Source organism: Streptomyces sp. NPDC027962 (assembly GCF_055566095.1).
The window spans coordinates 150,027-176,306 of sequence record NZ_JBVHTA010000001.1; the positions used below are offsets into that span (position 1 = coordinate 150,027).

General features: G+C 70.1%; 24 protein-coding genes and 2 tRNA genes. 19 read left to right on the top strand and 7 right to left on the bottom strand.

Annotation, left to right across the window (positions count from 1 at the left end; all coding sequences use genetic code 11):
• The first annotated feature begins 10 nt into the window (after window positions 1–10).
• Entirely contained in the window at window positions 11–1,408 is a 1,398-nt protein-coding gene (locus ACZ4SA_RS00690; RefSeq protein ID WP_468267958.1) for a dipeptidase, read from the top strand.
• 38 nt (window positions 1,409–1,446) lie between these two features.
• A complete protein-coding gene (nudC, locus tag ACZ4SA_RS00695; RefSeq protein ID WP_468267961.1) occupies window positions 1,447–2,397 on the top strand; it encodes an NAD(+) diphosphatase in 951 nt (316 codons plus the stop codon).
• Window positions 2,398–2,581: 184 nt separating this feature from the next.
• Here nudC and ACZ4SA_RS00700 read toward each other — a convergent pair whose 3' ends face one another.
• A complete protein-coding gene (locus ACZ4SA_RS00700) occupies window positions 2,582–2,839 on the bottom strand; it encodes a mycoredoxin (RefSeq protein WP_468267964.1) in 258 nt (85 codons plus the stop codon).
• A 171-nt stretch (window positions 2,840–3,010) separates the two neighbouring features.
• On the opposite strand from ACZ4SA_RS00700, the gene ACZ4SA_RS00705 reads away from it, so the two are divergent.
• The 5 genes from ACZ4SA_RS00705 (at window position 3,011) to ACZ4SA_RS00725 (ending at window position 6,824) form a co-directional block, all read left to right on the top strand.
• Window positions 3,011–5,182: an ATP-dependent DNA helicase UvrD2 gene (locus ACZ4SA_RS00705; RefSeq protein WP_468267967.1), complete on the top strand. Its 2,172-nt coding sequence runs from the start codon at window positions 3,011–3,013 to the stop codon at window positions 5,180–5,182.
• A 162-nt stretch (window positions 5,183–5,344) separates the two neighbouring features.
• Complete coding sequence (locus tag ACZ4SA_RS00710) at window positions 5,345–5,671, top strand: hypothetical protein (RefSeq protein WP_468267970.1); 327 nt, start codon at window positions 5,345–5,347, stop codon at window positions 5,669–5,671.
• A 170-nt stretch (window positions 5,672–5,841) separates the two neighbouring features.
• Window positions 5,842–6,210, top strand: a complete 369-nt coding sequence (locus tag ACZ4SA_RS00715; protein WP_403855734.1) for a WhiB family transcriptional regulator — start codon at window positions 5,842–5,844, stop codon at window positions 6,208–6,210.
• Entirely contained in the window at window positions 6,207–6,530 is a 324-nt protein-coding gene (locus tag ACZ4SA_RS00720) for a hypothetical protein (RefSeq protein ID WP_468267973.1), read from the top strand. The genes ACZ4SA_RS00715 and ACZ4SA_RS00720 overlap by 4 nt, the downstream gene beginning before the upstream one ends.
• A gap of 93 nt (window positions 6,531–6,623) precedes the next feature.
• A complete protein-coding gene (locus tag ACZ4SA_RS00725) occupies window positions 6,624–6,824 on the top strand; it encodes a hypothetical protein (RefSeq protein WP_468267976.1) in 201 nt (66 codons plus the stop codon).
• A 111-nt stretch (window positions 6,825–6,935) separates the two neighbouring features.
• Here ACZ4SA_RS00725 and ACZ4SA_RS00730 read toward each other — a convergent pair whose 3' ends face one another.
• Together ACZ4SA_RS00730 and ACZ4SA_RS00735 are read right to left on the bottom strand one after the other, a co-directional pair.
• Window positions 6,936–8,297 carry an ABC1 kinase family protein gene (locus ACZ4SA_RS00730; protein WP_468267979.1) on the bottom strand — a complete coding sequence of 454 codons (1,362 nt, stop codon included), beginning with the start codon at window positions 8,295–8,297 and terminating at the stop codon, window positions 6,936–6,938.
• A 63-nt stretch (window positions 8,298–8,360) separates the two neighbouring features.
• Window positions 8,361–9,503 (bottom strand): ThiF family adenylyltransferase, encoded by a 1,143-nt coding sequence (locus tag ACZ4SA_RS00735; protein ID WP_468267982.1) that lies wholly within the window; start codon window positions 9,501–9,503, stop codon window positions 8,361–8,363.
• A 190-nt stretch (window positions 9,504–9,693) separates the two neighbouring features.
• Between ACZ4SA_RS00735 and ACZ4SA_RS00740 the strand changes: the two genes are divergently transcribed.
• From ACZ4SA_RS00740 to ACZ4SA_RS00755, 4 genes are all read left to right on the top strand, one after another.
• Entirely contained in the window at window positions 9,694–10,317 is a 624-nt protein-coding gene (locus ACZ4SA_RS00740) for a M48 metallopeptidase family protein (RefSeq protein WP_468267985.1), read from the top strand.
• Window positions 10,318–10,424: 107 nt separating this feature from the next.
• Window positions 10,425–12,047 carry a TerD family protein gene (locus ACZ4SA_RS00745; protein WP_468267989.1) on the top strand — a complete coding sequence of 541 codons (1,623 nt, stop codon included), beginning with the start codon at window positions 10,425–10,427 and terminating at the stop codon, window positions 12,045–12,047.
• A 13-nt stretch (window positions 12,048–12,060) separates the two neighbouring features.
• Window positions 12,061–12,741 carry an AIM24 family protein gene (locus tag ACZ4SA_RS00750; RefSeq protein ID WP_468267992.1) on the top strand — a complete coding sequence of 227 codons (681 nt, stop codon included), beginning with the start codon at window positions 12,061–12,063 and terminating at the stop codon, window positions 12,739–12,741.
• A 19-nt stretch (window positions 12,742–12,760) separates the two neighbouring features.
• A complete protein-coding gene (locus tag ACZ4SA_RS00755; protein ID WP_468267994.1) occupies window positions 12,761–13,516 on the top strand; it encodes an AIM24 family protein in 756 nt (251 codons plus the stop codon).
• Between the two features lie 123 nt (window positions 13,517–13,639).
• On the opposite strand, the gene ACZ4SA_RS00760 is transcribed toward ACZ4SA_RS00755, so the two are convergent.
• Window positions 13,640–14,161, bottom strand: coding sequence for an NUDIX hydrolase (locus ACZ4SA_RS00760; RefSeq protein WP_468267997.1), 522 nt, complete (start codon window positions 14,159–14,161; stop codon window positions 13,640–13,642).
• Window positions 14,158–15,627: a zinc-dependent metalloprotease gene (locus tag ACZ4SA_RS00765; protein WP_468267999.1), complete on the bottom strand. Its 1,470-nt coding sequence runs from the start codon at window positions 15,625–15,627 to the stop codon at window positions 14,158–14,160. The genes ACZ4SA_RS00760 and ACZ4SA_RS00765 overlap by 4 nt, the downstream gene beginning before the upstream one ends.
• A 191-nt stretch (window positions 15,628–15,818) precedes the next feature.
• On the opposite strand from ACZ4SA_RS00765, the gene ACZ4SA_RS00770 reads away from it, so the two are divergent.
• The 4 genes from ACZ4SA_RS00770 (at window position 15,819) to ACZ4SA_RS00785 (ending at window position 19,053) form a co-directional block, all read left to right on the top strand.
• Window positions 15,819–16,946, top strand: a complete 1,128-nt coding sequence (locus ACZ4SA_RS00770; protein ID WP_468268002.1) for an SDR family oxidoreductase — start codon at window positions 15,819–15,821, stop codon at window positions 16,944–16,946.
• Between the two features lie 107 nt (window positions 16,947–17,053).
• A complete protein-coding gene (locus ACZ4SA_RS00775; RefSeq protein WP_468268006.1) occupies window positions 17,054–17,512 on the top strand; it encodes a molybdenum cofactor biosynthesis protein MoaE in 459 nt (152 codons plus the stop codon).
• Between the two features lie 188 nt (window positions 17,513–17,700).
• Window positions 17,701–17,877, top strand: a complete 177-nt coding sequence (locus ACZ4SA_RS00780) for a hypothetical protein (RefSeq protein WP_468268009.1) — start codon at window positions 17,701–17,703, stop codon at window positions 17,875–17,877.
• A gap of 87 nt (window positions 17,878–17,964) precedes the next feature.
• Window positions 17,965–19,053, top strand: coding sequence for a YlbL family protein (locus tag ACZ4SA_RS00785; RefSeq protein WP_468268012.1), 1,089 nt, complete (start codon window positions 17,965–17,967; stop codon window positions 19,051–19,053).
• 77 nt (window positions 19,054–19,130) lie between these two features.
• Here ACZ4SA_RS00785 and ACZ4SA_RS00790 read toward each other — a convergent pair whose 3' ends face one another.
• Window positions 19,131–19,688 (bottom strand): PPA1309 family protein, encoded by a 558-nt coding sequence (locus ACZ4SA_RS00790; protein WP_468268015.1) that lies wholly within the window; start codon window positions 19,686–19,688, stop codon window positions 19,131–19,133.
• A gap of 137 nt (window positions 19,689–19,825) precedes the next feature.
• Here ACZ4SA_RS00790 and ACZ4SA_RS00795 point away from each other — a divergent pair, with 137 nt between their 5' ends.
• The 4 genes from ACZ4SA_RS00795 to ACZ4SA_RS00810 all read left to right on the top strand — a co-directional run bounded on the left by ACZ4SA_RS00795 (window position 19,826) and on the right by ACZ4SA_RS00810 (window position 25,547).
• Window positions 19,826–22,774: a UPF0182 family membrane protein gene (locus tag ACZ4SA_RS00795; protein ID WP_468268455.1), complete on the top strand. Its 2,949-nt coding sequence runs from the start codon at window positions 19,826–19,828 to the stop codon at window positions 22,772–22,774.
• Window positions 22,775–22,855: 81 nt separating this feature from the next.
• Window positions 22,856–22,929: transfer RNA gene (locus ACZ4SA_RS00800), tRNA-Met, on the top strand.
• A gap of 215 nt (window positions 22,930–23,144) precedes the next feature.
• Entirely contained in the window at window positions 23,145–25,427 is a 2,283-nt protein-coding gene (locus tag ACZ4SA_RS00805; RefSeq protein WP_468268018.1) for a tetratricopeptide repeat protein, read from the top strand.
• Between the two features lie 46 nt (window positions 25,428–25,473).
• Window positions 25,474–25,547, top strand: a tRNA-Met gene (locus tag ACZ4SA_RS00810).
• A gap of 205 nt (window positions 25,548–25,752) precedes the next feature.
• Here ACZ4SA_RS00810 and ACZ4SA_RS00815 read toward each other — a convergent pair.
• Window positions 25,753–26,169: a Fur family transcriptional regulator gene (locus ACZ4SA_RS00815; protein WP_468268021.1), complete on the bottom strand. Its 417-nt coding sequence runs from the start codon at window positions 26,167–26,169 to the stop codon at window positions 25,753–25,755.
• Window positions 26,170–26,280: the final 111 nt, after the last annotated feature.

The window sequence follows — 26,280 nt, forward strand, 5'->3', positions numbered from 1 at the left end:
GCTCAGAAGCATGAGCGACACCCCGGACAGCGCCGTCCGTACGTATATCCAGCAGCACCGCGCCGCCTTCCTCGACGACCTCGCCGAGTGGCTGCGCATCCCGTCCGTCTCGGCGCAGCCGGAGCACGACGCGGACGTACGGCGCAGCGCCGAGTGGCTCGCGGCCAAGCTCACGCAGACCGGCTTCCCGGTCGCCGAGATCTGGCCCACCCCCGGCGCCCCCGCGGTGTTCGCCGAATGGCCGTCGGGCGACCCGGACGCACCCACGGTGCTGGTGTACGGCCACCACGACGTGCAGCCCGCTGCCCGCGAGGACGGCTGGCACACCGACCCGTTCGAGCCGCAGATCGTCGACGGACGGATGTACGGGCGCGGGGCCGCCGACGACAAAGGCCAGGTGTTCTTCCACACCCTCGGGGTGCGCGCCCACCTCGCCGCCACCGGGCGCACCGCCCCGGCGGTGAACCTGAAGATGCTGATCGAGGGCGAGGAGGAATCGGGCTCCCCCCACTTCCGTGCTCTGGTCGAGTCCCACGCGGACCGCCTCGCCGCCGACGCCGTGATCGTCTCCGACACGGGCATGTGGTCGAAGACCACCCCCACCGTCTGCACGGGCATGCGCGGCCTCGCCGACTGCGAGATCGCCCTCCACGGCCCCGGTCAGGACATCCACTCGGGGTCGTTCGGCGGAGCCGTCCCCAATCCCGCGACGGTCGCCGCCCGTCTCGTGGCCGCGCTGCACGACGAGAACGAGCAGGTCACCATTCCCGGCTTCTACGAGGGCGTCGTGCCCCTCACCGACGCCGAGCGAGAGCTCTTCGCCGAGCTCCCCTTCGACGAGGAGACCTGGCTGCGCACCGCCATGTCGCACGGCACCCTCGGCGAGGCCGGCTATTCCACGCTGGAGCGCATCTGGGCCCGCCCGACGGCGGAGCTGAACGGCATCGGCGGCGGTTACCAGGGGCCCGGCGGCAAGACGATCATCCCGTCGTCCGCCCGGCTCAAGCTGTCCTTCCGACTGGTCGCCGGGCAGGAACCGGACAAGATCGAGCGCGCGGTCACCGACTGGGTCGCCTCTCATGTGCCCGCCGGTATCCGTCACGAGATCGTCTTCGGTGCGGCCACCCGCCCCTGCCTGACCCCGCTGGACCACCCGGCACTGCAGTCGGTCGTACGGGCCATGGGCCGGGCCTTCGACGGACAGAAGATCCGCTTCACCCGCGAGGGCGGCTCGGGGCCCGCCGCCGACCTCCAGGACGTGCTGACGGCGCCCGTGCTCTTCCTCGGCATCTCCGTACCGTCCGACGGCTGGCACGCACCGAACGAGAAGGTCGAGCTGGACCTGCTCCTCAAGGGCGTGGAGACCACCGCCCATCTGTGGGGCGACATGGCCGAAGCCCTTCGCTGAATCACATCCCAGAACCTCCCGGGGGAGTTGGAAGAACCGTGAGCGCCAACAGCTACGCCGACGCCGCAAGCCGTCCGATCGGTCTCACCGCACCGAGCAGCATCGACCGCGAGGCGCACAACCGCCTCGACGAGGCCTGGCTCGCGGCGGCGTGGAGTCACCCCACGACCCGGGTCTTCGTGGTCTGTGGCGGGCAGGTGCTGATCGACGACACCCCCGACGGCCGCACCGAGCTCGTCATGACACCGGCCTTCGAGGCGCCGGTCACCGAGACGCACCGCTACTTCCTCGGCACCGACGAGGAAGGCGTGCGCTACTTCGCCCTCCAGAAGGACGCCCTGCCCGGACGTATGGACCAGTCGGCGAGGCCCGCCGGGCTGCGCGAAGCCGGACTGCTGCTGTCACCGCGCGACGCGGGGCTCCTGGTGCACGCGGTCGCCCTCGAGAACTGGCAGCGGCTCCACCGCTTCTGCTCCCGCTGCGGCGAGCGCACCGTCATCGCCGCCGCGGGCCACATCCGCCGCTGCCAGGCGTGCGGCGCCGAGCACTACCCCCGTACCGACCCCGCCGTGATCATGCTCGTCACCGACGAGGAGGACCGCGCCCTCCTCGGCCGTCAGGTGCACTGGCCGGAGGGACGCTTCTCGACGCTGGCGGGCTTCGTGGAACCGGGGGAGTCGATCGAGCAGTCGGTGCGCCGCGAGGTCCGCGAGGAGGTGGGCGTCGACGTCGGAGAGGTCGAGTACATCGCCAGCCAGCCGTGGCCCTTCCCCTCGAGCCTGATGCTGGGCTTCATGGCCCGTGCCACCTCGTCGTACATCGAGGTGGACGGCGAGGAGATCCATGAGGCGCGCTGGTTCTCCCGGGAAGACCTGCGGGCCGCGTTCGAGTCCGGGGAGGTGCTGCCCCCCTACGGGATCTCGATCGCGGCCCGCCTCATCGAGCTCTGGTACGGCAAGCCGCTGCCCAAGCCCGGTGACGTCGTCTGAGGGCGCCCGTCCGGAAGGACGGGCGCCCTCACCTGTCGTGGGCGCTCACACGACGACCTTCTGTGGCCTGCAGCGCGGCCGATCCATCCATGCGCTCTACTGTGATGGTCCCTTGCTGCGTCAGGTGGTGCCCCCCTCGCCTCCGGTGACCTTGACCAGAGGGGGGGCGAAGCGCTGGAGAGCGTCAGACCGCGAGCGCCTGCTTCACCTGGGCAAGGCTCGGGTTCGTCATCACGACCTCGTCGCCGCCAGCGGCGGGAACCACCTGAACAGTGGGCACTGTCTGGTTGCCTCCGTTGGCCTTCTCGACGAAGGCCGCCGACTCCGGGTCCTGCTCGATGTTGATCTCGGTGTAGGCGATGCCTTCGCGGTCCATCTGGCTCTTCAGCCGACGGCAGTATCCGCACCAGGTGGTGCTGTACATCGTCACAGTGCCCTGCATCGTCTCTCGTGCTCCTCAGGTCTCGGGGCGGGGGGTGTCATCACCTCGGGCTAGAACGTACGTGACCCGGCGGCGATTCCCGGCACCGGTGTGACGCGGTACGTACGACCAATCCCGCACCCCTGTGGACAACCGCCGCATCAGCCCCGGCCGACCTGGCAGCATGGCGGGGTGACAGCAGCAACGCACTCCTCCCTTTTCCCGCAGGTTCCCGAGTCGGCGGACGCCGTGCTCGAGGGGCTCGACCCCGAGCAGCGCGAAGTGGCGACCGCTCTGCACGGTCCGGTGTGCGTGCTGGCAGGAGCCGGCACGGGCAAGACACGCGCGATCACCCACCGCATCGCGTACGGGGTGCGCGCGGGCATACTCCCGCCCGCCAGTGTGCTGGCCGTCACGTTCACCAACCGCGCCGCTGGAGAGATGAGAGGCCGGCTGCGCCAGCTCGGCGCGGGCGGCGTCCAGGCGCGTACGTTCCACTCCGCCGCCCTGCGTCAGCTGCAGTACTTCTGGCCGAAAGCGGTCGGTGGCGAGTTGCCCCGGCTGCTCGAGCGCAAGATCCAGCTGGTGGCGGAGGCCGCGGCCCGCTGCCGTATCCGCCTCGACCGCAACGAGCTGCGGGACGTCACGGGCGAGATCGAGTGGGCCAAGGTCACCCAGACCGTCCCCGCCGACTACCCGGCCGCGGTCGCCAAGTCGCTGCGCGACGCTCCCCGGGATCCCGCCGAGATCAGCCAGATCTACGGGATGTACGAGCAGCTCAAGCGGGACCGGTCGGTGATCGACTTCGAGGACGTGCTGCTGCTCACCGTCGGGATCCTCCAGGACCGGCACGACATCGCCGACCACGTCCGCCGCCAGTACCAGCACTTCGTCGTCGACGAGTACCAGGACGTCAGCCCGCTCCAGCAGCGCCTGCTCGACCTGTGGCTCGGCGACCGGGACAACCTGTGCGTGGTCGGCGACGCCAGCCAGACGATCTACTCCTTCACCGGCGCCACCCCCGACCACCTGCTGAACTTCCGCACCCGCCACCCCGGCGCCACCGTGGTCAAACTGGTCCGGGACTACCGCTCCACACCCCAGGTCGTCCATCTGGCCAACGGCCTGCTCGGCCAGGCCCGCGGCCGGGCCGCGGAGCACCGCCTCGAGCTGATCTCCCAGCGCGAACCGGGCCCCGAGCCGGCCTACGTGGGGTACGCGGACGAGCCGGCCGAGGCGGAGGGCACCGCACACCGCATCCGCGACCTGATCGCCGCCGGTGTCCCGGCCGGCGAGATCGCCGTGCTGTACCGGATCAACGCCCAGTCGGAGGTCTATGAGCAGGCTCTGGCCGACGCGGGCGTTCCGTATCAGCTGCGCGGGGCCGAGCGTTTCTTCGAGCGGCAGGAGGTGCGCGAGGCGGGGATCGCCCTGCGCGGCGCCGCCCGCGCAGGGGGGAACGATGCGCTGCTCGACGACGCCGAGGACCTGCCCGCCCAGGTGCGGGCGGTGCTGTCCACCAAGGGATGGACCACCGAGCCGCCCGGCGGTTCCGGCGCGGTGCGCGACCGCTGGGAGTCACTGGCCGCCCTCGTCCGCCTCGCCGAGGACTTCGTGCGGGTCAAGCCGCAGGCGAGCCTCGCCGATCTGGTCGCCGAGCTGGACGAGCGGGCGGCGGCCCAGCACGCGCCCACCGTCCAGGGCGTCACGCTCGCCTCCCTGCATTCGGCCAAGGGCCTGGAGTGGGACGCCGTGTTCCTCGTCGGCCTCACCGAGGGCATGATGCCGATCACCTACGCCAAGACCGACGAGCAGGTCGAGGAGGAGCGCCGGCTGCTTTATGTGGGTGTCACGCGGGCCCGGCTGCATCTCTCCCTGTCCTGGGGCCTGTCCCGCGCCCCCGGCGGCCGGGCCTCGCGCCGGCCGACGCGCTTCCTGAACGGCATCCGCCCTGGTTCCGCCGCGGCCGGGCCGCGGACGACGGGCGGCGCCGGCGGTGTCGAGCGCGGCAGCGGCCGTCGCAAGCGGCGCGGCCCGGTCCTGTGCCGGGTGTGCGGCAAGACGCTGACGGACGCCGGCGAGATGAAGCTGATGCGCTGCGAGGACTGCCCCTCCGACATGGACGAGGCCCTGTACGAGCGGCTGCGCGAGTGGCGCTCGGAGCAGGCGAAGGAACTGGGCCAGCCCGCGTACTGCGTCTTCACGGACAAGACCTTGATGGCCATCGCGGAGGCCGTGCCGGGCAGCGAGACCGAACTGGCGGGCATCTCCGGTGTCGGGGGCCGCAAGCTGGATCGCTTCGGGGCCGATGTTCTGGCCATCTGCGCAGGTGAAGAGCTTGAGATGGTCGCCGAGGACGACTGATACAAACTCGTCGAAAAAATAGTTTGCGCGCGCACCAGCCAGCCCCATAGGTTCTTAACCACGGGAACAGCGCTTCTCTGAAGCCCTGTCTTCGTGCTGTACTTACCCGAATAGTGTGACCGGCTCGTCCGGTCCCCGAGACGCCGAGAGGAGGCGATTCCAGTGATCAGCATCAACACCAGCTTCGTCAGCACCGCCAAAATGACCGATCGCTCGGTCGTCTCCGCCTGCTCGCTCGGCTTCTCTTCCGCGTTCGTCGCCACCGGTATGTCCGGCATCTCCGCCGTGCTTCCCGTGATCGGTCTGGGCGGTCTCCCCGTCCTGGAGCGCAATGAGCGACCGACCAAGGCACTGGAAGCAGGAGTTGCAGCGGCAGAGGCCCGGACCTATGCCTTTGCGGCAGCCAGTGCCAAGACCCGGCAGCAGACGACGCAGCACCACATGAAGTGGGCCTTCCGCGGGCTCGAACCCTGGAGTGATCCAGCCTGATCCAGCATCAGGCCGGCGCCTTCAGGGCCGCGGAACCCCACCCGGGATCCGCGGCCCTTCTGTTTTCCCCAGCGGGAGCACAGAGCGAAGGGGCCTCGGGACCAGAAGCACCCGGTACCAACTGCCACCCGGCCGACCGGCCGGAACGAACAGACGAGGAACAACACACCGTGCAACTCGAAGCGCACGCCCCGTCCGTACCGCCTTCCGAGACCATCTCCCCGCCCGCCCGTACCGAGGACTCGACCTTGACTCCCCTCACCGCGCTCACCGCGCTCGACGACGCCATCGAGAACCTCGGCGTACCCGTCCCGTGCCGCTCCTACGACCCGGAGGTCTTCTTCGCCGAGTCGCCGGCCGACGTCGAGTACGCCAAGTCCCTCTGCCGCACGTGCCCGCTGATGGAGGCCTGCCTCGCGGGCGCCAAGGAGCGGCGTGAGCCGTGGGGCGTCTGGGGCGGAGAGCTCTTCGTCCAGGGTGTTGTCGTCGCCCGCAAGCGGCCGCGTGGTCGCCCGCGCAAGAACCCGGTTGCGGCATGAACGCCATCGGAACCATCGATCGACCCTTCACGCACGACCCCAAGAAGCAGGCTCCGATGACCTCTTCCACGTGTGAGCCGCAGAGCTCCGCCACCCCAGCAGTCACCACCATCGGCGCGAACGCCTCGCGTCAGAACAGGACCCGCGAAATGCAACTCATCCCAGAAGCCCTGGCTCGTGCCCATATGCACGAGCGCATGCGTGAAGCCGACGCGGAACGCCAGGCCGTGCGCCTGGTCGCCGCCCGACGCATGCAGCGCCGCGCCGAGCGCGTGTCGATGCGCGCGCGTCGCGCCCTGGCCATGGCCGTCATGAACTGACGGCAACGCTGTCCCCGCGGGGGCCGGTCGAACGGACCGGCCCCCGCGGTGCGTTGTCTGCGGCCGGGCAGTCCGCGGCGGTATCGTCGCGAGGTGGACCAGGACAAGCCTCCTCACCCCGAGCGGCCGGATGCCGAGAGCACCGTGTGCGCCGACTGCGGCGCGGTCGCGGAGGGGGTGCCGACGACCTGGATCTTCTCCGTGGAGAACGGAGTGCGCCACTACTTCTGCGGAGACTGCGCGCGCGCCAACATCAGGGCGATCGAGGGCAGGCTCGACTCGAACTGGTGGTGACCGGCGGCTCGGAGCCCCCGGTCGGCCTGGGACGCGTAGGCTCCGACCGGTGTGGCGGGTCGGCCTGGGCCGCGAGCGCTTCCCGACCGGTGTCCCGGTCGGGCATTACGTCTACGCCTGGACTGCGGCGCTGTCCTCCGTGTCCTCCTCCGCCACGAAACCGGGCAACCACGCCTCGAGTTCGTCCCGCAGCCGCACGGTCGCGTTCAGCTGGCAGAGCACCCCGATCGTGCTCAGCGTGACGCGGTGGATCAGCAGATATGAGGGCGGCAGGTTGAGCTGCTTGCCCAGCTGGTGAGCAGGGGAGCGGATATCGGCGATCCGCGCCGCCTGGGTGCGTATCCAGCCGCGGGTGAAGGTGAACTCCTTCACCTCCGCCGGTTCGATGATCGGCAGCAGATAGTTCAGAACCGCCTCCGGGTCGAGGTCGATGGACTCCTTGACGAAGCCCTCCTCGCACAGCAGACCGTAGACGGCGTCGGCCTCGCCCTCCAGAGTCATGCGCAGACATTCGCCTATGGTGTCGGGCAGACCGCCGGCCAGCCGGTCCACCGTGCCGAAGTCCAGCACGCCGAGACGCCAGCCCTTGCCGTTGTCGGCCGGCAGCAGCCGGAAGTTGCCGGGGTGCGGGTCGGCGTGCAGAAGTCCCGTGCGCGCTGGGCCGGAGAAGAGGAAGCGCGCCAGCAGCTGGCCCGCGCGGTTCCGTTCCTCGTCAGTGCCGCCGGAGATCACCTCGGCCAGCGGTATGCCGTCGATCCACTCCGTCACGAGGACCTGGTCGCTCTGATGCACCACATCCGGGATCAGCACGTCGGCATCGTCCACGAACTCCGCCGCGTGCTCACGCTGGGCCTGCGCCTCCAGTGCGTAGTCCAACTCCTCGGAGACACGGTCCCGCAGCTCCGAGATCAGGGGCTTGATGTCCATGCCGGGAATCAGGGGACCCAACAAGCGTGCGAAACGGCTCAACTGGTTCAGATCCGACAGAAGTGCCTCGCCCGCGCCGGGGTACTGAACCTTCACCGCGACCTCGCGCCCGTCGTGCCACACGCCACGGTGCACCTGGCCGATCGACGCGGCGGCCGCGGGCTTGTCCTCGAAGCTCAGGAACAGCTCGCGCCAGTCCTCCCCGAGGCGCTCCTCGAGCACTGTGTGGACCGTGCGCGTCGGCATGGGCGGGGCGGCTTCCTGAAGTTTCGTCAGGGCGGCCCGGTACGGTCCGGCCATCTCCTCGGGCAGAGCCGATTCGAAGACGGACAGGGCCTGTCCGAACTTCATCGCACCACCCTTGAGCTCGCCGAGCACCTTGAACAGCTGCTCGGCCGTCCGCTGTTGCAGCTCGCGGGCCACGATCTCGGCGGACTTGCCGCCGATCCGTTTGCCCAGCCCCCAGGTAGCCCGGCCGGCGAAGCCCAGTGGCAGCGCTGCCAACTTGGCGGTCCGGGTGACCGCCTTCCGGGGAAGATCAGACATGCGCCCCTCCAAATCCCAGACAGCCTGCCGCGTGCGCCTACGGCATCACTCCGTCGACCGCGGTTACCCGGTCATTGTCTCGTGTGTCGAACCGACCAGTGGTGTGTGCCCCCTCTCAGTGTTCCCCGCTGCACCGCAGGCGCAGTCGAGGTGGGGTGCGACCAGTTCCGACCGCCAGGACAGTTGCGGCAGTGACACCTCCCACCGTGCGCCGGTGCTCGCGGGCGCCTCGCCGTCGAGAAAGGACAGCGCGTGACACGCTGCCATCCCGGCCACGGCGGTGGCGAGCGCGATGTCGCACGCGACCACTGTCCGGCGCCGGCCCGATCGCCACTGCGCGAGCAGCCTGGGCCTGCCCGGGTCGCGCTCGGCCCGCCCGTGCTCCATGCAGCCGGCGCAGGCCGTACAGCCCGGCAGCACCAGCGGGCCGACCACGCCTGTCGCCTCGACAACTCCCGCGTAGAGATGAGGAGTCCCTGTGGTGATCCACTCCTCGGCCTCTGCAGGAGCGGGCGCGTAGGCGGCCAGCCCGTCGCGCGGCGCCACCACGACGAGGCTGAGGCCGGGCTCGTTCACGGCCGGCTCCTGCGTCTCGGCGGCACGCGGTGGACGGTCGGGGGCGGTGCGCCGGACCAGCCGCCTGGCCGCTGCGTCCCGGCGGGTCCCGACCGCCTCCGCCGGCAGCCCGCCGGGTGCCACGTCCGCAGGCTCGGCGTATCCGCCGTCCAGTACCTCGACCCGCCCCACCCCTGCGGCCGACAGTGTCGCGGCGATCGTCGCGCCCACCCGCCCCGCTCCGCGCACCTGGACCCGTATGGCCCGCCGGGCGGCCACGCGGCCCGCCGCTCCGCCCGGTTCGGCATGGATGACGGACAGGGCGGCCAGGTCCGGTCGCAACCGGTCGTGGGCCGCGGTCCGCCTGCGCAGCGCATCGGCCGCCGGGCCGCCCGCGGTCGGGTCGTCGAGCAGCCCCGCCGTCGTCAGGCGCTTCACCAGGGCTTCCGCCCTGCCGTCCGGCAGTCCCATCGCCCGCGCCTCTTCGCGCAGCAGCGGCAGACCCCGTGTCCCGTCCAGCAACTCCATCAGGGCACCGGTGGCGGTGTCCACGGGGCCGAGAGTGACCGCATGTGCGGGCGTGACGCCGAACTGCACGGACTGACGGTCCCGCCATGCCCGCCGCAAGGCAGGCTTCATCATCGGATGCATATCCGCTCCCCCGTTCCGTGAAGGCTCGTTGGTGAGCCGTTGTCAGAATGCAGGGCCGCGGAGACGGCCGTGAAAAGTTGTCCACAGGCGCCGCGTATTAGTCGTTCAAATGGTGCAGTCATCGGGTGGATCACGTGCGAACCGTTCCGCGGGCGGGACTTCTCCCGCTGACAGCGGGTAACGTCGAGGCGTGTCCGTCGATCCATCCCCTCGCCTCGCCGGCGAGACCTCGCCGCGCGGCGCGAGGAGCCAGCAGCGCGGCGCGAAACGTCCCCTGCCGCGTGGCTCGGGGACGAGTGCGGTCGAGGTTCGCCGGAGCACCCGGCGCAGCAGGACGGTCTCCGCCTACCGGGAGGGCGACCGCACCATCGTGCTGATCCCGGCCCGGATGTCCGAGGCGGAGGAACAGCGCTGGGTCGGCGTCATGCTCGACAAGCTCGCGGCCCAGGAGAGCAAGCGGGTCCTCGGCGACGCCGAACTGACCGAACGGGCAGAGCGCTTGTCCGCCCAGTATTTCGAAGGGCGCGCGCGGCCGGCCTCCGTGCGCTGGGTGACGAACCAGAACACCCGCTGGGGCTCCTGCACGCCGGCGGAGGGCAGCGTCCGCTTGTCGCACCGTCTGCAGGGCATGCCCGAGTACGTCGTGGACTACGTGCTCGTCCATGAGTTGGCCCATCTGCTCGTACCCGGTCACGGACCCCGCTTCTGGCGGCTGCTCGAGGCCTATCCCCGCACCGAGCGCGCCCGAGGGTATCTGGAGGGCGTCGTCGCCGCCGAACGGCTGCCCCACCTGCCCGCCGCACGCGGAGAGTGACTGTCGACGGTCCTGTACCGAATGTGTACCGGCTTGGCTCAATCTCGCACGCAGCGGTTAGCCTGGCGCGACGCATTCAAATTCGGGATGGGGGACGGTCGTAACGCATGGCCAGGGAATTCCAACGCGGCCACAAGGCCAAGATCAGTGATCTCACGCCGGGAACCGATCTGTATGTAGGTGTGCAGATCGCCGCTCCTGGGCTGACCTTCGACATCAGCTGCTTCGGTCTGGATGCCGACGAGCAGTTGTCGGACGACCGGTACTTCATCTTCTTCAATCAACCGAAGTCGCCCGAGGAGTCCATCCAACTGCTCGGGGCGCAGTCCGGCGACACAGAGTCGTTCCGCGTCACGCTCGACCGCATCCCGGCGAACATCCACAAGCTCTCCTTCACTGCCACGATCGACGGCGCCGGCCAGATGTCCCAGATCGGCCCTGGGCACATCCGCATCGTCGCCGGTGGTGAAGAGGTCGTCCGATACGCCTTCACCGGCTCGGAGTTCACGACCGAGCGTGCGGTCATGCTGGGCGACTTCTATCTGAAGGACGTCTGGCGCTTTGCCGCCGTCGGCCAGGGCTTCGACGGCGGCCTCGAGGCGCTGCTGAAGAACTTCGGCGGCGAGGTCGCGGGGGAGGAACCGGCCCAGCAGCAGCCTCAGGCCGCGGCGCCGTCGTTCGCGCCGCCGCCTCAGGCGGCCGCGCCGGTTCCCGCTTTCGGGGTGCCCGCCGCCCCGCAGGCTCCGCAGCCCGCGCCGGCGTTCGGGGCACCGGCCGGTCAGGCGCCGCAGCAGCAGATGCACGCAGCACCGACCATGGCCGCACCGATGAGCCCGCCGGCCGGCACCGTGCCGCCGCCTGCCCCGTCGCCGTACGGGCAGCCGCAGCAGCCACAGTTCGGACAGCCGCCGCAGCAGCCGCAGTTCGGCCAGGTCCCGGGCCAGACGCCGCAGCAGGGCACGCCGCCGCCCTTCGGTCAGCAGGCGCCCGCCCCGTACGGACAGCAGCCGCCCGGTATGCCTCCGGGCGGGATGCCCCAGGGCATCCCCCAGGGTGTGCCGCAGACCGGCGCGGGCCTGCAGGCCGCACTGCAGCCGTACCGCGAGACCGCCACGGGCCAGCGCTGGACCCCGCAGAACCAGCAGCTGATGCGCGTCGACCTGACCATGGGAGGCACGCCCGTGCTGGCCCGCCAGGGCAGCATGGTCATGTATCAGGGCAAAGTCGACTTCAGTTACAAGGGTGCCGGTTTTGCCGGCCGTGTGGTCGGCAACGCCACCGGCCAGGAAATGCAGTTGATGCGCTGCACCGGGCGCGGCCAGGTCTTCCTCGCCGAGGACGGCGCGCATCTGCACTCGATCGAGCTCCAGGGCGACGGCATCTGCGTCTCCGCGGAGAACGTGCTCGCCTTCGACGAGTCGCTGCAGCACGAGGTGCGACGCATCGAGGGCCACGGCATCCCAGGCGGCGCGCTGTTCACGATGATGTTCCAGGGGACGGGCACGGTCGTCGTCAAGACCCACGGCATCCCTGTGGTCCTGCCGGTCACCCCGACCACCTTCGCCGACTGCAACGCGGTCGTCGCCTGGTCGGCTGCCTCGCAGGTCATCCTCTCCAGCCAGGTCCGGCTGCGCCGCAACGCGTACCCGGGACACAGCGGCGAGACCGTGAACCTCCAGTTCCGGGGCGCCCCCGGCAATTTCATCGTCGTCCAGCCGTACGAGGTCTGAGGGAGCCCGAAGAATGAACCAGCAACTCGCGGGCTTCGCCCCGACCCCGATCGCGGCCCGGATGGAGAACCACGGCCGCACCATGCTCAAGGTCGCCATGGCCAGTGGCCAGGACCTGTATGCGCGCACCGGCTCGATGGTCGCCTACGAGGGTTTCGTCCAGTACGAGCCCAACCCGCCGGCCGTGCGCCAGATCGCAGCACAGTGGGTGACCGGTGAGGGCGCTCCCATCATGAAGTGCTCCGGTGACGGTCTGCTCTACCTCGCCGACTATGGCGCCGACGTCGTCGTCATCAACCTCAACAACGACTCCATTTCGGTCAACGGCACCAATGTGCTGGCCTTCGACGCACACCTCCAGTGGGGCGTGGAGAAGGTCAAGGGCCTGGCCAAGTTCGCCGGCCAGGGACTGTGGAACGTGGAGATCTCGGGCACCGGCTGGGTCGCCCTGACCTCGCGCGGCACGCCGATCGTCGTCGACTGCGGCCGCGGTGAGGACGAGACCTATGTCGACCCCGACGCCCTCGTCGCCTGGTCCCCGAACCTGAAGGTGAAGGGCAAGCGCAGCTTCAAGGCCTCCTCGCTCATCGGGCGGGGCAGTGGAGAGGCCTACCAGATGGCCTTCTCCGGCCAGGGCATCGTCATCGTACAGCCGAGCGAGGACAGTACCGACCGCCTGCGGATCCGGCACTGAGGGGGAGCGAGAACACATCATGCAGAGCCCGCTTTTCAGCCACACAGAACAGCAGAGCCAGGACCGGTACGTCGTGCAGAACCCGCAGTTGCTGCGGGTGGCGCTGACCGGCCACGACGACATCCTGGCCCGCAAGGGTGCCATGGTGGCGTACCAGGGGCTCGTCGACTTCGACGGCGAGTACCAGACGAGCAGCCAGCGCCGCGCCCGCGCCAACACCGGTGAGGGTCTGGACCTGATGCGCTGCTCCGGGCAGGGCACGATCTACTTCGCCAACCTCGCCCAGTACATCCATGTGGTGGACGTCGACCAGGAGGGCATGACGGTCGACAGCGCCTATGTCCTGGCGCTCGACTCCACGCTGCACACCGAGGTGATCGCGGTGGACAGCCAGTACGGCATCTCCGGGTCCGGCAAGTACCAGCTCAACATCTCCGGACGGGGCAAGGTCGCGCTGATGACCTCCGGCCAGCCGCTGATGATGCAGGTGACTCCGGACAAGTACGTCAGCGTCGACGCGGATGCCATCGTCGCCTGGTCCTCCGCGCTGCGGGTGCAGATGCAATCGCAGACGCACTCCTCCGGGGTGCGCCGCCGCCGCGGCAACACCGGAGAGGGCTGGGAGCTCAGCTTCCTCGGTCAGGGCTTCGCCCTGGTCCAGCCCAGCGAGGTCATGCCCCCGCAGAACGCGGACCTCGGGCAGGGCGTCCGGGCACAGTTCGGGGTGGGCCAGCACGGCTCGCACGCGCAGAACCAGAACAACGCCTGGAACTAGCCGGATGAGCGGGGGCGGTCGAGGCGGCCGCCCCCCGCTCATCCGGCACCCAGGCGTGTCGTGCGCTGCTACGGCGACGCGCGCTGACGCACAGCAGCGCGCTGCTACAAGAGACGCCAGCTGCTAGAGAGCCGCGCGCGTGCGCTCCATCAGCCGTACCACCGACTCGTCGGCCACGTCCGGCACCTGCGCGTAGTCGAACCAACGCAGGTCCAGTGACTCGTCGCTGATCGCCTCGACCGAACCGCCCGGGGCCAGCGCCGCGTACTGCACGTCCAGATGCCAGTGGCACGGGGCGGGGATCGGATGCCGGTCGAGCGCGACCGGTCCTCCCGGCAGCAGGGCAAGGCTTTCGATCCCGGACTCCTCCGTGGCCTCGCGCAGCGCCGCCGCGGCGAGGGTCGCGTCCCCCGGCTCGCAGTGGCCGCCCATCTGCAGCCACATGCCGAGCTTCTTGTGCAGCGTCAGCAGAACCTGCCCGCGATCCGGGTCGATCACCAGGGCGCTCGCTGTGACATGTCCGGCCTCGCAGGCCTTCCACATCCCGTCCGGGTGCCGGTCCAGATGGTCCAGGTAGAGCTGCCGCAGCTCTGCCTGGTCCTCGTAGTCCTTCAGTACGAGAACAGCGTCGTCGTGCAGGCTCACTTGTCGTCGTCGCCCTTGCCGTCCGTGTCGCCGCCGTCTTCGGTCCTGCCGTCGCTGTCCTCGTGGCGCTCGTCGGCCGTGCCGCCCTTGGCGCCCTCGGCGCCGCCCGAGGCCGCCTCGCCGAGCATCTTGTCCAGCTCCGAGAAGTCGAGCTGCTCGCGGTGGACGAAGCCGTCCGGGTCGTCCAGGTCGGTGGCGGTCGGCAGCATGTCCGGGTGCTCCCACAGGGCGTCACGCCCGTCCATGCCGCGCGCGTCGGTGAGGGAGGCCCACAGCCGTGAGGCGTCCCGCAGCCTGCGCGGACGCAGCTGGAGGCCGATCAGGGTGGCGAACGTCTGTTCAGCGGGACCACCGGAGGCCCGGCGCCTGCGCAGCGTCTCGCGCAGCGCACTCGCCGACGTCAGACGGGACGAGGCGGCCTCGTGGACCACTGCGTCCACCCAGCCCTCGACCAGCGCCAGCGCGGTCTCCAGGCGGGCCAGGGCAGCCTTCTGCTCCGGCGTGTCCTCCGGCTGGAACATACCCTGCTGGAGCGCCTCCTGAAGCTGCTCGGGATGCGAGGGGTCGAACTGGCCGACGACGTCCTCCAGCTTGGAGGTGTCGACCTTGATCCCGCGGGCGTAGCCCTCGACCGCGCCGAACAGGTGCGAGCGCAGCCACGGCACATGAGCGAAGAGCCGCTGGTGGGCGGCCTCCCGCAGCGCCAGGTACAGCCGCACCTCCTCCCGCGGCACGCCGAGGTCCTTGCCGAGCGCCTCGACGTTCAGCGGGAGCAGAGCCGCTTTGCCGGCCGGGCCGAGCGGCAGACCGATGTCGGTCGAGCCGACCACCTCGCCCGCCAACACGCCGACCGCCTGGCCGATCTGCTGGCCGAACATGGCGCCACCCATCGAGCGCATCATCCCGATCAGCGGGCCCGCCATGGCCTGCATCTCCTCGGGCAGTACATCGCCCATGGCGAGGCCGACGCGCTCCGCTACGGGGTCGACGAGCTGCTGCCACGCCGGCAGCGTTGCCTCGACCCACTCAGCTCGGCTCCACGCCACGGCCGTGCTCGCGCCCGAGGGCAGCGAGGTGACGCCGTCCAGCCACAGGTCGGCAAGGCGCACGGCTTCCTCGACCGCGGTCCGCTCCACTGGGCCGACGCTCGCGTCCTTGGTGCCGTCCGGCGTTCCCTGGGAGACGGTCTGGCGCGCGATCTGCTTGGCCATGTCCCAGTTGACCGGTCCGCCCTCGTAGCTCAGCATCTGGCCGAGCTGCTGGAAGGCCGCACCCAGGTCGTTCGGGTTCAGGGAGCCGAACATGGCCGCGAAGGGGTTCTCCCCGCCGCTGTCACCGAACCCGAAGGGGTCGGCCGGGGACCCACCGGAGCCCTGGCCACCTCCGCCGGGATTCTTCTTCTTGCCCTCGTCGCCGTTCTCCGGCTCCTCCGGCGGAAGGCCGAATCCGAATGGGGTGTCACTCACGGGTTTCCTCGGCTCGTAGGGCCGCCGGCTTCCTGCCGGCGGCGGCTGCCCGACAACACCATCCAGCGTAGACATCCGAACCGCTTACGGGCTCGGTGCTCCGCCGACACTTGGCCTGCGGCAGGATGGACGCCACCTGGTGCGTATGCGTCATTCGCTCACGTACTGAAGACAACCGCTGGAGACGCCTGGTGAGTTCCCCAGATCCGCAGGTTCGCGCAGCGCGAAACCACTCAACCCCGGCTGCCCGCCGGGAGCCGTCAGGCCGTGGCCCCGTCGTCGCGGTCACCGGCGCCGCCACCGGCGTCGGTGACCTGCTGACGAAGCGCCTGGCCGCATCCGAGGAGGTCAAACAGGTCGTCGCCCTGGACGAGCGGCGGGGCGAGGTGACTGAGGCGCAGTGGCACATCCTGGACGTGCGCGACCCCGCCATCGCGGAGAAGCTCCGCGGAGCCGACGTCGTCGTGCACCTGGCTCTCGACCTCGACCTGGAGTCCGATCCCGCCGCGCGGACCGCCTACAACGTCCGCGGCACCCAGACCGTGCTGACCGCGGCGGCGGCCGCCGGTGTCCACCGTGTCGTCCTGTGCACCTCGGCGATGGTCTACGGCGCGCTGCCCGACAACGACGTCCCGCTCTCCGAGGACGCCGAGCTGCGCGCCACCGCGGAGGCGACCGGCGTCGGGGACCTGCTGGAGATCGAGCGGCTGGCGCGCCGCGCGCCACGCGCCCACCCCGGTCTCAACGTCACTGTGGTGCGACCCGCCGTCCTGGTGGGCGGCACCGACACCGCGCTCACCCGCTACTTCGAGTCGCCCCGGCTGCTCGTGGTCGCCGGATCGCGCCCCACCTGGCAGTTCTGCCATGTCGAGGACCTCGTGAGCGCCCTGGAGTACGCGGCGCTCGAGAAGGTCGACGGCGAGCTCGCCGTCGGTTGCGACGGATGGCTGGAGCAGGAGGAGGTCGAGGAACTCAGCGGCATCCGGCGCATGGAGCTGCCGTCCGCGGTCGCCCTGGGCGCGGCGGCACGGCTCCACCGGATCGGGCTCACGCCCTCTCCGGCAGGGGACCTCGCGTACACGATGCACCCCTGGGTGGTCAGCGTGAGTCGTCTGCACGACGCCGGGTGGCGTCCCCAGTGGACCAACGAGGAGGTGCTGGCCGCGCTCCTGGAGGAGGTCGAGGGCAGGCACACCGTCGCGGGACGCCGCCTGGGCCGTAAGGACGCCACAGCCGCGGGTGCCGCGGGTGCGACGGTCGCGCTGCTGGGCACGGCCGCCCTGGTGCGCCGGGCGCGCAAGGCGCGCCGCAGGATCTGACGGGCCCGGGGCGGCACGGGCGCTGTAGGAGGCTCCAACGGCGACGAGCCGCGAGCGGGCGAAAACGCTATTCCGCGTTGTCGGTGCCGTACGGCACGATGGATGGCATGGCACGCACGTACGACCACCCAGGTGAGCAGGCGGCGAAGGACCCCATCCGTCTGCTGGAGATCCGTGACACGCCGCTCTCGCTCGACGAGGTCTTCGCGGCGGTCGGCGACGACGCGGCGGGCGGCACCGCCCTCTTCGTCGGCACCGTGCGCAACCACGACGGCGGCGCGGACGTCGACACCCTTGGCTATTCCTGCCACCCGACGGCAGAAGCGGAGATGCGCCGCATCGCGGAGAAAGTCGCCGCGGATCATCCCGTTCGGGCGCTGGCCGCTGTCCACCGTGTGGGTGACCTGGCCGTCGGGGATCTCGCGGTGGTCGTCGCCGTGTCGTGCCCGCACCGGGGCGAAGCGTTCGAGGCCTGCCGGAAGCTGATCGACAACCTCAAGCACGAGGTGCCGATCTGGAAGCACCAGCGGTTCTCCGACGGTGCCGAGGAGTGGGTCGGCGTGTAGGGGTCTGGGAATACGGCGGGGCGGAGCCTGTTGAGCGTCCTGTCTTGTCGAGGTTGCATCCACTGAAACCCGGTCGGCACCCATCCGCCCGATTTGCGTAACCGCACCCCTGCCGTGAGCGTTGAAGCGGCAGATGGCTAATCTGCTGATCACTCAGTCGCTTTCGCTCATGGGGTAGGGAGGTCGCGATGGCAGTTCTGGCCTGGTTGCTGATTCCGCTGTTCGCTGCTGTCGGTGCTGCGATATGGGCGGGCTGGGCGTCCCGGGACCGCACAAGCGGCGACGTGGCCGAACTCGCGGGGTACGCACGGTTCCGCGACGCGATGGAGCAGGCCAGTCCCAAAACCGACGCCCTACGCCCCTGACCCGGACGACCGTGCACAGTCGCTGACGGACCCCGGACGGACCGGCCCCGACGGTGCGCTCACAGGCATGTCCCGTACTGTCGTTCCATGCCACGCCGCACCGCGACGATGCTCGCCTCCACCCTGATCTTCATCGCGCTGCTCTGCGCAGGCGTGTTCCTCAAGGTGCCGTACGCCGAGATGTCGCCCGGACCGACGGTGAACACCCTCGGCTCCGCCGACGGCGAGCCAGTGCTCAAGATCTCGGGCCGCAAGACGTACCCGACCACCGGTCACCTCAACATGACCACCGTCAGGGTCACCGGCGCGGACTACCAGATGAATCTCCTCGAAGCCGTCTACGGCTGGGTGGCGCACGACAACGTGGTGGTGCCGCACGACACCCTCTACCCGAACGGGAAGACGGAGGAGGAGTCGACGCAGGAGAACGCCGAGGAGTTCAGTCAGTCCCAGGAGAGCGCCAAGGTCGCCGCGCTGCGCCAGCTGAAGATCCCCGTCAAGGAACGCGTCGTGGTCTCGTCCGTCGTCAAGGACTCTCCGTCGGAGAACAAGCTGCACGCCGGCGATGTGATCCGTGCCGTCGACGGCACGCCGGTCAAGCAGCCGCAGGATGTCGCCAAGCTCGTCGTGAAGCACAAGCCCGGCCAGGACGTCGTCTTCACCGTGGTCCCCGCCGACAAGGCGGCCGCCGCGGAGAAGGCCGGCAAGGAGCCGCAGGGCACCGAGACCGTCACGGTCAAGACGATGAAGGCCGAGGACGACGGCCGCGCGATCGTCGGCATCCAGGCGGGCACCGACCACACGTTCCCGTTCAACATCGACATCAATCTGGCGGACGTCGGAGGCCCGAGCGCCGGTCTGATGTTCGCGCTCGGCATCGTCGACAAGCTCACGACCGGGGACATGACGGGCGGCAACTTCGTCGCCGGAACGGGCACGATCGACGAGAGCGGCAAGGTGGGCCCGATCGGCGGAATCGAGATGAAGCTCGTCGGCGCGCGCAATGCGGGAGCGGAGTACTTCCTGACGCCCAGCGACAACTGCGTCTCTGCTGCCTCCGAGATCCCGGATGGGCTGACGCTGGTGAAGGTCGACACCATCGCCGACGCGACGAAATCCCTGGCCGAGATCAGCAAGGGCGACACCGCGGGTTTGCCGAGCTGCGCGACCGGCTGACCCGCGAGAAGCGAGCGAGCAGTGAAAAGCGGCGCCGCACCCCGTCCGGGGCGCGGCGCCGCTGCTTGTTGCGGGGCTTACGACTCGAAGGTGGCGGCGAGGGCCTCGGCCAGGCCGGGGACCAGACCCGCCCCGGTCAGGACCTCGTTGGGGGAGTCCTTCTCACGCAGCCGCAGTGCGGACTCCCGCGAGCCGTCGCGCAGGACGGCCACCGTCATCCGGACCTCTTGACGGTCGGGGTGTTCTGCGACCCACGTGCTCAGTGCGGCGTCGTCGAGGCCTTCGGGCACGGAGGCCTCGGCGGACGACGGCAGCATCAGCCGCTCCACGGTCAGAGCGCATCCGGCCACCGCGTCGGGCCAGGCGATGGTGCCGAGGAACTCGTCCAGCGGGGCGCCGGCCGGGATCTCGTCCTGCTCGACGGGGGTGAGGGGCGCGGCTGCGTCACCGCTGTCGAGGCCGAGCTGGGCGGCGAGGCCCGGCTCCTGGGAGCGCAGCTGGGCGGTGTCGACGAGGGCGAAGAGCCGGGCCGGCTGGTCCCAGCCGAGACCGGCGGCGTACTCGTCGATTTCGAGCACGGCGCGGGTGAGCGGGGTCGCGGCCATCGGGGGGCCGGAAGGGGAGACGTTGGACATGGTCAATATCCTGCCTCCTTACTGCCCCGCGGCGGGAACTAGGTAAAGCCTCGGTAAGTTGCATGAGTGGGGCTCTACGATCGCGGGGCCCGATTCACACAACCGCGAACTTCGAGGTGCGCACGTTGGCTTTCCAGATGCCGGACCGCGGCGGAGGCCCGACCGGGCCACGGATCAGAGTGGGCCGGCCGTCCCGGCGTGTCCGCACCCTGCTCATGACACTAGGTGTCCTGGCCGCCCTGGCCATGGTGTTCGTCATGTTCTCGGGGTTCTGGACCGACTGGCTCTGGTACCGCTCCGTCGACTACTCGTCTGTGTTCACCACCACCCTGTGGACCAAGATCGGCCTGTTCGCCGTCTTCGGTCTGCTGATGGCGCTTGCCGTCGGTGTGAACATCTGGCTGGCGCACCGGCTGCGGCCGCCGCTCAGCGCGATGTCGCTGGAGCAGCAGAGCCTCGACCGGTACCGCATGGGCATCGCTGCGTACAAGAAATGGGTGCTCCTCGCGATCACCGCGCTGGTCGGGCTGATCGCCGGGGCCTCCGCCACCAGCCAGTGGCGTACGTGGCTGATGTGGATCAACGGGGTGCCCTTCGGTCAGAAGGACCCCCAGTTCCAGATGGACGTGGCGTTCTACGCGTTCGACCTGCCGTGGTACCGGTTCCTGCTCGGCTTCGGTTTCGCGGCCGTCGTGCTGTCGCTGATCGCGGCTGCGCTGACCCACTACCTGTACGGCGGGCTGCGCATCACCAGCCCGGGCGCGCGTGCGACGGCCGCGGCCACCGGACACCTGTCGGTGCTGCTCGGTCTCTTCGTCGCGCTCAAGGCTGTCGCCTACTGGCTGGACCGGTACGGACTCGCGGTCAAGTCCAGTGACTTCAAGGCGACCGACAACTGGACCGGCCTGCGCTACGTCGACGCGAATGCCTACCTGCCGGCGAAGACGATCCTGTTCTGCATCGCCGTCATCTGCGCGCTGCTGTTCTTCGCGACGCTGTGGCGCCGCACCTGGCAGCTGCCGGTGATCGGCTTCGGTCTGATGGTCCTGTCGGCGATCCTGATCGGCGGCCTGTACCCGGCGATCGTGCAGAAGTTCCAGGTCCAGCCGAACGAGCAGGCCAAGGAAGCGCCGTACATCCAGAAGAACATCGAGGCGACCCGGGACGCCTACGGGATCGACAGCGTGAAGCCCACGGACTACCTGGGCCGCGGTCAGGTCAAGGACGGCCAGCAGCAGCGCAAGGACGCCGACTCGGCGGCCAGCTACCGCATGAACGACCCGAACATCGTCTCGCCCACGTTCCAGCAGCTGGAGCAGGAGCGGACGTACTACCAGTTCCCGGCCACCCTGGACGTCGACCGCTACAAGGGCCAGGACACGGTCATCGGTCTGCGTGAGCTCAACCTCCAGGGCGTCGACAAGCGCAACTGGATCAACGACCACTTCACCTACACCCACGGCTACGGCGCCGTCGCGGCCAAGGGCACCGGCACCGCTGCGGGCACGTCCGGCTCCCCGGACTTCACGGAGTCGGGCCTGCCGTCCAAGGGCAGCCTCGGTGACTACGAGCAGCGGATCTACTACGGCGAGAAGACCACCCAGTGGTCGATCGTCGGCGGGCCGCAGAAGGAGCTCGACTACGAGGAGGACGGCGGCGGCCAGGTCACCACGAGCTACAAGGGCAAGGGCGGCATCGAAGTCTCCGGCCCGCTCAACCGCGCAGCGTACGCCGTCGCCTTCAGCGAGCCGCAGATCATGTATTCGGGGGCCATCGGCGAAGGCTCCAAGATCCTCTACAACCGCACGCCCAAGGAGCGCGTCGAGGCGGTCGCCCCGTGGCTGACCATCGACGGCGACGCCTACCCGGCGGTCGTGGGCAAGCGGATCCAGTGGGTCATCGACGCGTACACCACCACCAACGGCTACCCGTACGCGTCCCGTACGACGCTCGGTGACACCACGGCCGACTCGCTGACCGACCAGCAGCGGGCGGTGGTCGCGCAGCAGAACCAGGTCAACTACATCCGGAACTCGGTGAAGGCCACCGTCGACGCCTACGACGGCACCGTCAGGCTCTACGAGTGGGACGAGAACGACCCGGTCCTGAAGACCTGGATGAAGGCCTTCCCCGGCACGGTGAAGGCCAAGAGCGACATCCCGGACGGGCTGAAGGCCCATCTGCGGTACCCGCAGGACATGTTCAAGGTCCAGCGCGAGCTGCTCACCCTGTACCACGTCACCAAGCCGGACCAGTTCTACAACGCCAGTGACGCCTGGCAGGTGCCGAACGACCCGACCAAGGCGACGGACAACAACGCGGTTCCGCCGTACTACCTGTCGATGAAGCTGCCGGGCGACAAGGCGCAGCAGTTCTCGCTGACGACGACCTTCACCCCGAGTGGACGTCCGAATCTGCGCGCGTTCATGGCAGTCGACGCCGATGCCAACAGCGCCGACTACGGCAAGATCAGACTGCTGCGGGTGACGGACGACAAGGTCGACGGTCCCGAGCAGGTGCAGAGCCGGCTCAACAGGCACGGCCCGATCGCCACTTACGTCCGTGACCTCAAGGGCGCCGACTCGACGATCAAGTACGGAAATCTGCTGACGGTCCCCCTGGACAGCGGCTTCCTGTACGTCGAGCCGATCTACGCCCAGGGCCGGGGCTCCGAGTATCCGTTGCTGAGCAAGGTGGCGGTCGTCTACGGCGCGAAGATCGGCTTTGCCGACGACCTCTCCGGAGCACTCAGCCAGGTCTTCGGGACGGAAGGGGCTCCGGACGAGGAGACCCCGCCGACGGATCCGAACGAACCTCCGGAGGAGCCGGCCGAGCCGCCGGCCACCGGTGAGGGTGCGCTCGCGGACGCCATCGCCGACGCGCAGAAGGCGTACGACGACGCCCGGGCCGCTCTGGACAAGAAGCCGACGGACTGGGCCGCCTACGGCAAGGCCCAGGCCGACCTGGAAGCAGCCCTGCAGCGGGCCGCCGACGCGCAGAAGGCCCAGCCGGACGGCGCACCGGGCTCCGAGCCCGAGACGGCACCGGACGGCAAGCCGGAGGGAGAGGCGCCACCCGGGGACTGAGTCCCGGCCGAGGGCCTGAGCAGTCCACAGAGGCACTGAGCAGGCACCATCCCGCGTCGTGGTACGGTTGCAACACAACGACGCGGGGTGGAGCAGCTCGGTAGCTCGCTGGGCTCATAACCCAGAGGTCGCAGGTTCAAATCCTGTCCCCGCTACTGAAGAAGAGGGCCCGGATCCTTCAGGATCCGGGCCCTCTTCGTGCGTGCGCTGTCCGATTGGGGCTTCTTATGACGCCGAAGTGCGTGCCGTACGCCCTTGGTTGGGGCTGAACGTGTTTGACTTATCTCTCTGTGGGCATGTCGACAAAACGCTGAAGTGACCTCACTGGCTGCGGTATACCAGGTGTACGCGGGTTGCAGGTGGTGCGACGATGGATTTTATGGGGGACAGGGCAACTCTGTTGGAGACAGGGCGGTTTGTGCAGCCGCATGCCGGAAACGTGGCAGATGCGACCGACGCAGTGGGTCGTGCGGACCACGTCGGCAACGATGTCGGCGCCGACGACGACCACGTCGACGCCATGGAGACCGCCGGCACTGAGGCGCGCCACCGGCGTGCCGCCGACGCCGGTGACACCGCGGCCATGAGCGTCCTCGGCGCCCTGCTGCTGCGTCGCGGAGATCTCGACGGAGCAGAGCCCTACCTGCGCGGCGCGACGGCCGACGGCGACCGTGCCGCCGCCAACAACCTGGGCGTGCTTCTGTATCAGCGCGGCTACGCGGAGGAGGCCGCCGGCTGGTGGCGGATCGCCGCCGTGGCCGGCTCGGCCGCCGCGGCGCACGCCTTGGGGCGCCACTTCCGCGAGCGCGGCGACGAGCCCGCGGCCGAGTACTGGCTGCGGCAGTCCGCCGAGCAGGGCCACGCGCTGGGCGCATACGCCCTCGCGGACCTGCTGGAGCACCGTAGTGACGTGGGCGCTGAGCGCTGGCTGCGCGCGGCGGCCGAGCAGGGCCACCGCGAGGCGGCGTACCGCCTCGCCCGCGCTCTGGAGCGGCGGGCCGCGGAGGAGGCCCGCACGGGCGACGAGGCCGGCCGACTGGTCGGCAGCGACGTGGCCGAGGCCGGCGCTTCCGCGAGGCCCGTGCGGCGGCTCCCGCGGGAGGACGGCGGCCGGGGCGTGAGCCTGCCGGGGCCGCGGTCCGGGGAAGCACCGACGGGCGGCGCCCGTGCGGGTGCGGGCCCCGGCGCCCGCAGCGCGGGTACGGCTCGAGACGACGCGGCCCGCGGTGTCGGTGCGTCCGACGCGGAGCGGACCGGTCACGTCTGGCAGACGGACGCGGCCCTGCGCACGCTCGCCGACGCCGAGGAAGCGGGCCGTGCCGGTGCCGATGAGCCGGGCCGGGCCGGGCGCCGGGCGCGCGCGGACCGTGCCACCGGAGCCGACACATCCGGCATGGGCACCTCCGGCACGGGCTCGGGTACCCCGCCTGCGGCTCATTCCGGCCTGATCGACGAGGCCGCCCAGTGGTACCGCCAGGCTGCCGCGCGAGGACACCGGCGGGCCGCCCTGCACCTCGGGGCGATCCTGGAGAAGCGCGGCGAACTCAAGGAGGCCGGGCGGTGGTACCTGACGTCCGCCAAGGACGGCGAGGCCCGTGCCGCCTGCGCGCTCGCATTCCTGCTGCGCGACGCCGGTGACGAGGAGAGCGCCGCCGTGTGGTGGCTGCGTGCTGCCCAGGACGGCGACGGCAACGCCGCCAACGCCCTCGGCGCCTTGCACGCCGCACGCGGGGAGCAGCAGACCGCAGAGCGCTGGTACCGCGCAGCGATGGACGCGGGTGACGTCAACGGTGCGTACAACCTGGGGCTGCTCTGCGCCGCCCAGGACCGCACGGCCCAGGCCGAGCAGTGGTACCGCCGCGCTGCCTACGCGGGTCACCGCGAGGCGGCGAACGCGCTCGCCGTCCTGCTGCTGCAGGCCGGCGACCCGGTCGGCGCGGAGCCGTGGTTCTCCAAGGCCGCCGAGGCCGGCAGTGTCGACGCCGCGTTCAACCTGGGCATCCTCCACGCCGGCCGTGACGACGACCGCACGGCGCTCTCCTGGTACGAGCACGCTGCGGCCGCCGGGCACACGGAGGCGGCGCTCCAGGTGGGCATGGCCCTGCTCAGGGACGGCGACGAGCAGGGTGCCGAGCGTCACCTGCGCTGCGCCGCGGGCGGCGGCAGTGCGGAGGCGGCCTTCCGGCTCGCCACCGTGCTGGACGCCCGGCGCCCGGCGCCCGGTCCGCATGCCCTCGGCGAGCCGATGGCCGAGAAGAGCGAGTGCGAGGAGTGGTACGAGCGCGCCGCCGAGCAGGGGCACCGCCGTGCCCAGGTGCGTGTCGGCATGCTCGCCGCGTCCCGCGGCGACATGACGGACGCCGCGCGCTGGTACCGGGAGGCGGCAGAGGCGGGCAGCCGCAGCGGTGCCTTCAACCTCGGGCTGCTCCTGGCCCGCGAGGGCAGCGAGCGTGAGGCCGCTCTGTGGTGGGCCCGCGCCGCGCGGGCGGGGCACGGCCGGGCCGCACTGCGCATCGCGCTGCTCGCCGCCCGCAGGGGAGAGCTTGCCGAGGGGCAGCGCTGGTGCACCAGGGCCGTCGAGTTGGGGCCTGCCGAGGTGACGGAGCGGGCGGCTCGGCTGCGGGAGGCTCTGCTCCAGGAGCTCACGGCTTAAGGAATTTGCGCTGGTCGGCGGGGTACCGTAATGTTGTGTTCACCGACGCGGGGTGGAGCAGCTCGGTAGCTCGCTGGGCTCATAACCCAGAGGTCGCAGGTTCAAATCCTGTCCCCGCTACTGAAACCGAAGGCCCGGATCCTCAAGGATCCGGGCCTTCGGCGTTTGCAGGTTGGGACGCCCATCATGTCGGGCGCGAGAAACATCGGGCGGTACATGGGCGAGGCCCCCGATGCCGGAGCATCGGGGGCCTCGCCGTACGCGTGTGAGCTGGGGCCTCTCGTTCGGATCACGCCGGGCTCGCGGGCCAGGCAGACGAAAGACCCTACGCGGCAGCGCAGTTGGGGCAGGTGCCGCGGTAAGTGACCTCGACGTCGGAGATCGTGAAGCCGAAGCGCTCGGTGTCCGGGAGGTCGGCCAGCGGGTTGCCCACCGGGTGTACGTCGCGGATCGCGCCGCAGTTGGCGCACACCAGGTGCTGGTGCGGCTGGTGCGCGTTCGGGTCGTACCGCTTGGCGCGACGGTCGGTGGACACCTCGAGAACCTCGCCGAGGCTGACCAGTTCGCCCAAGGTGTTGTAAACGGTCGCCCGGGAGATCTCGGGCAGTCGCTTCACCGCGCGTGCGTGCACCTCGTCGGCGGTCAGGTGGACGTGCTCGCCGTCGAGGACCTCGGCCACCACACGCCGCTGTGCGGTCATGCGCCAGCCGCGTCCGCGAAGGCGTTCCAACAGGTCACTCATGGGGCCAGCCTAACAGTGGTGGGACCGAGTCCCGAACGGGTGTGACTTTGGATGTTCACTTGACTTAGACAAAGTCCATCGTAGGATCGAGTACGGCGCAGGCCAAGGGCA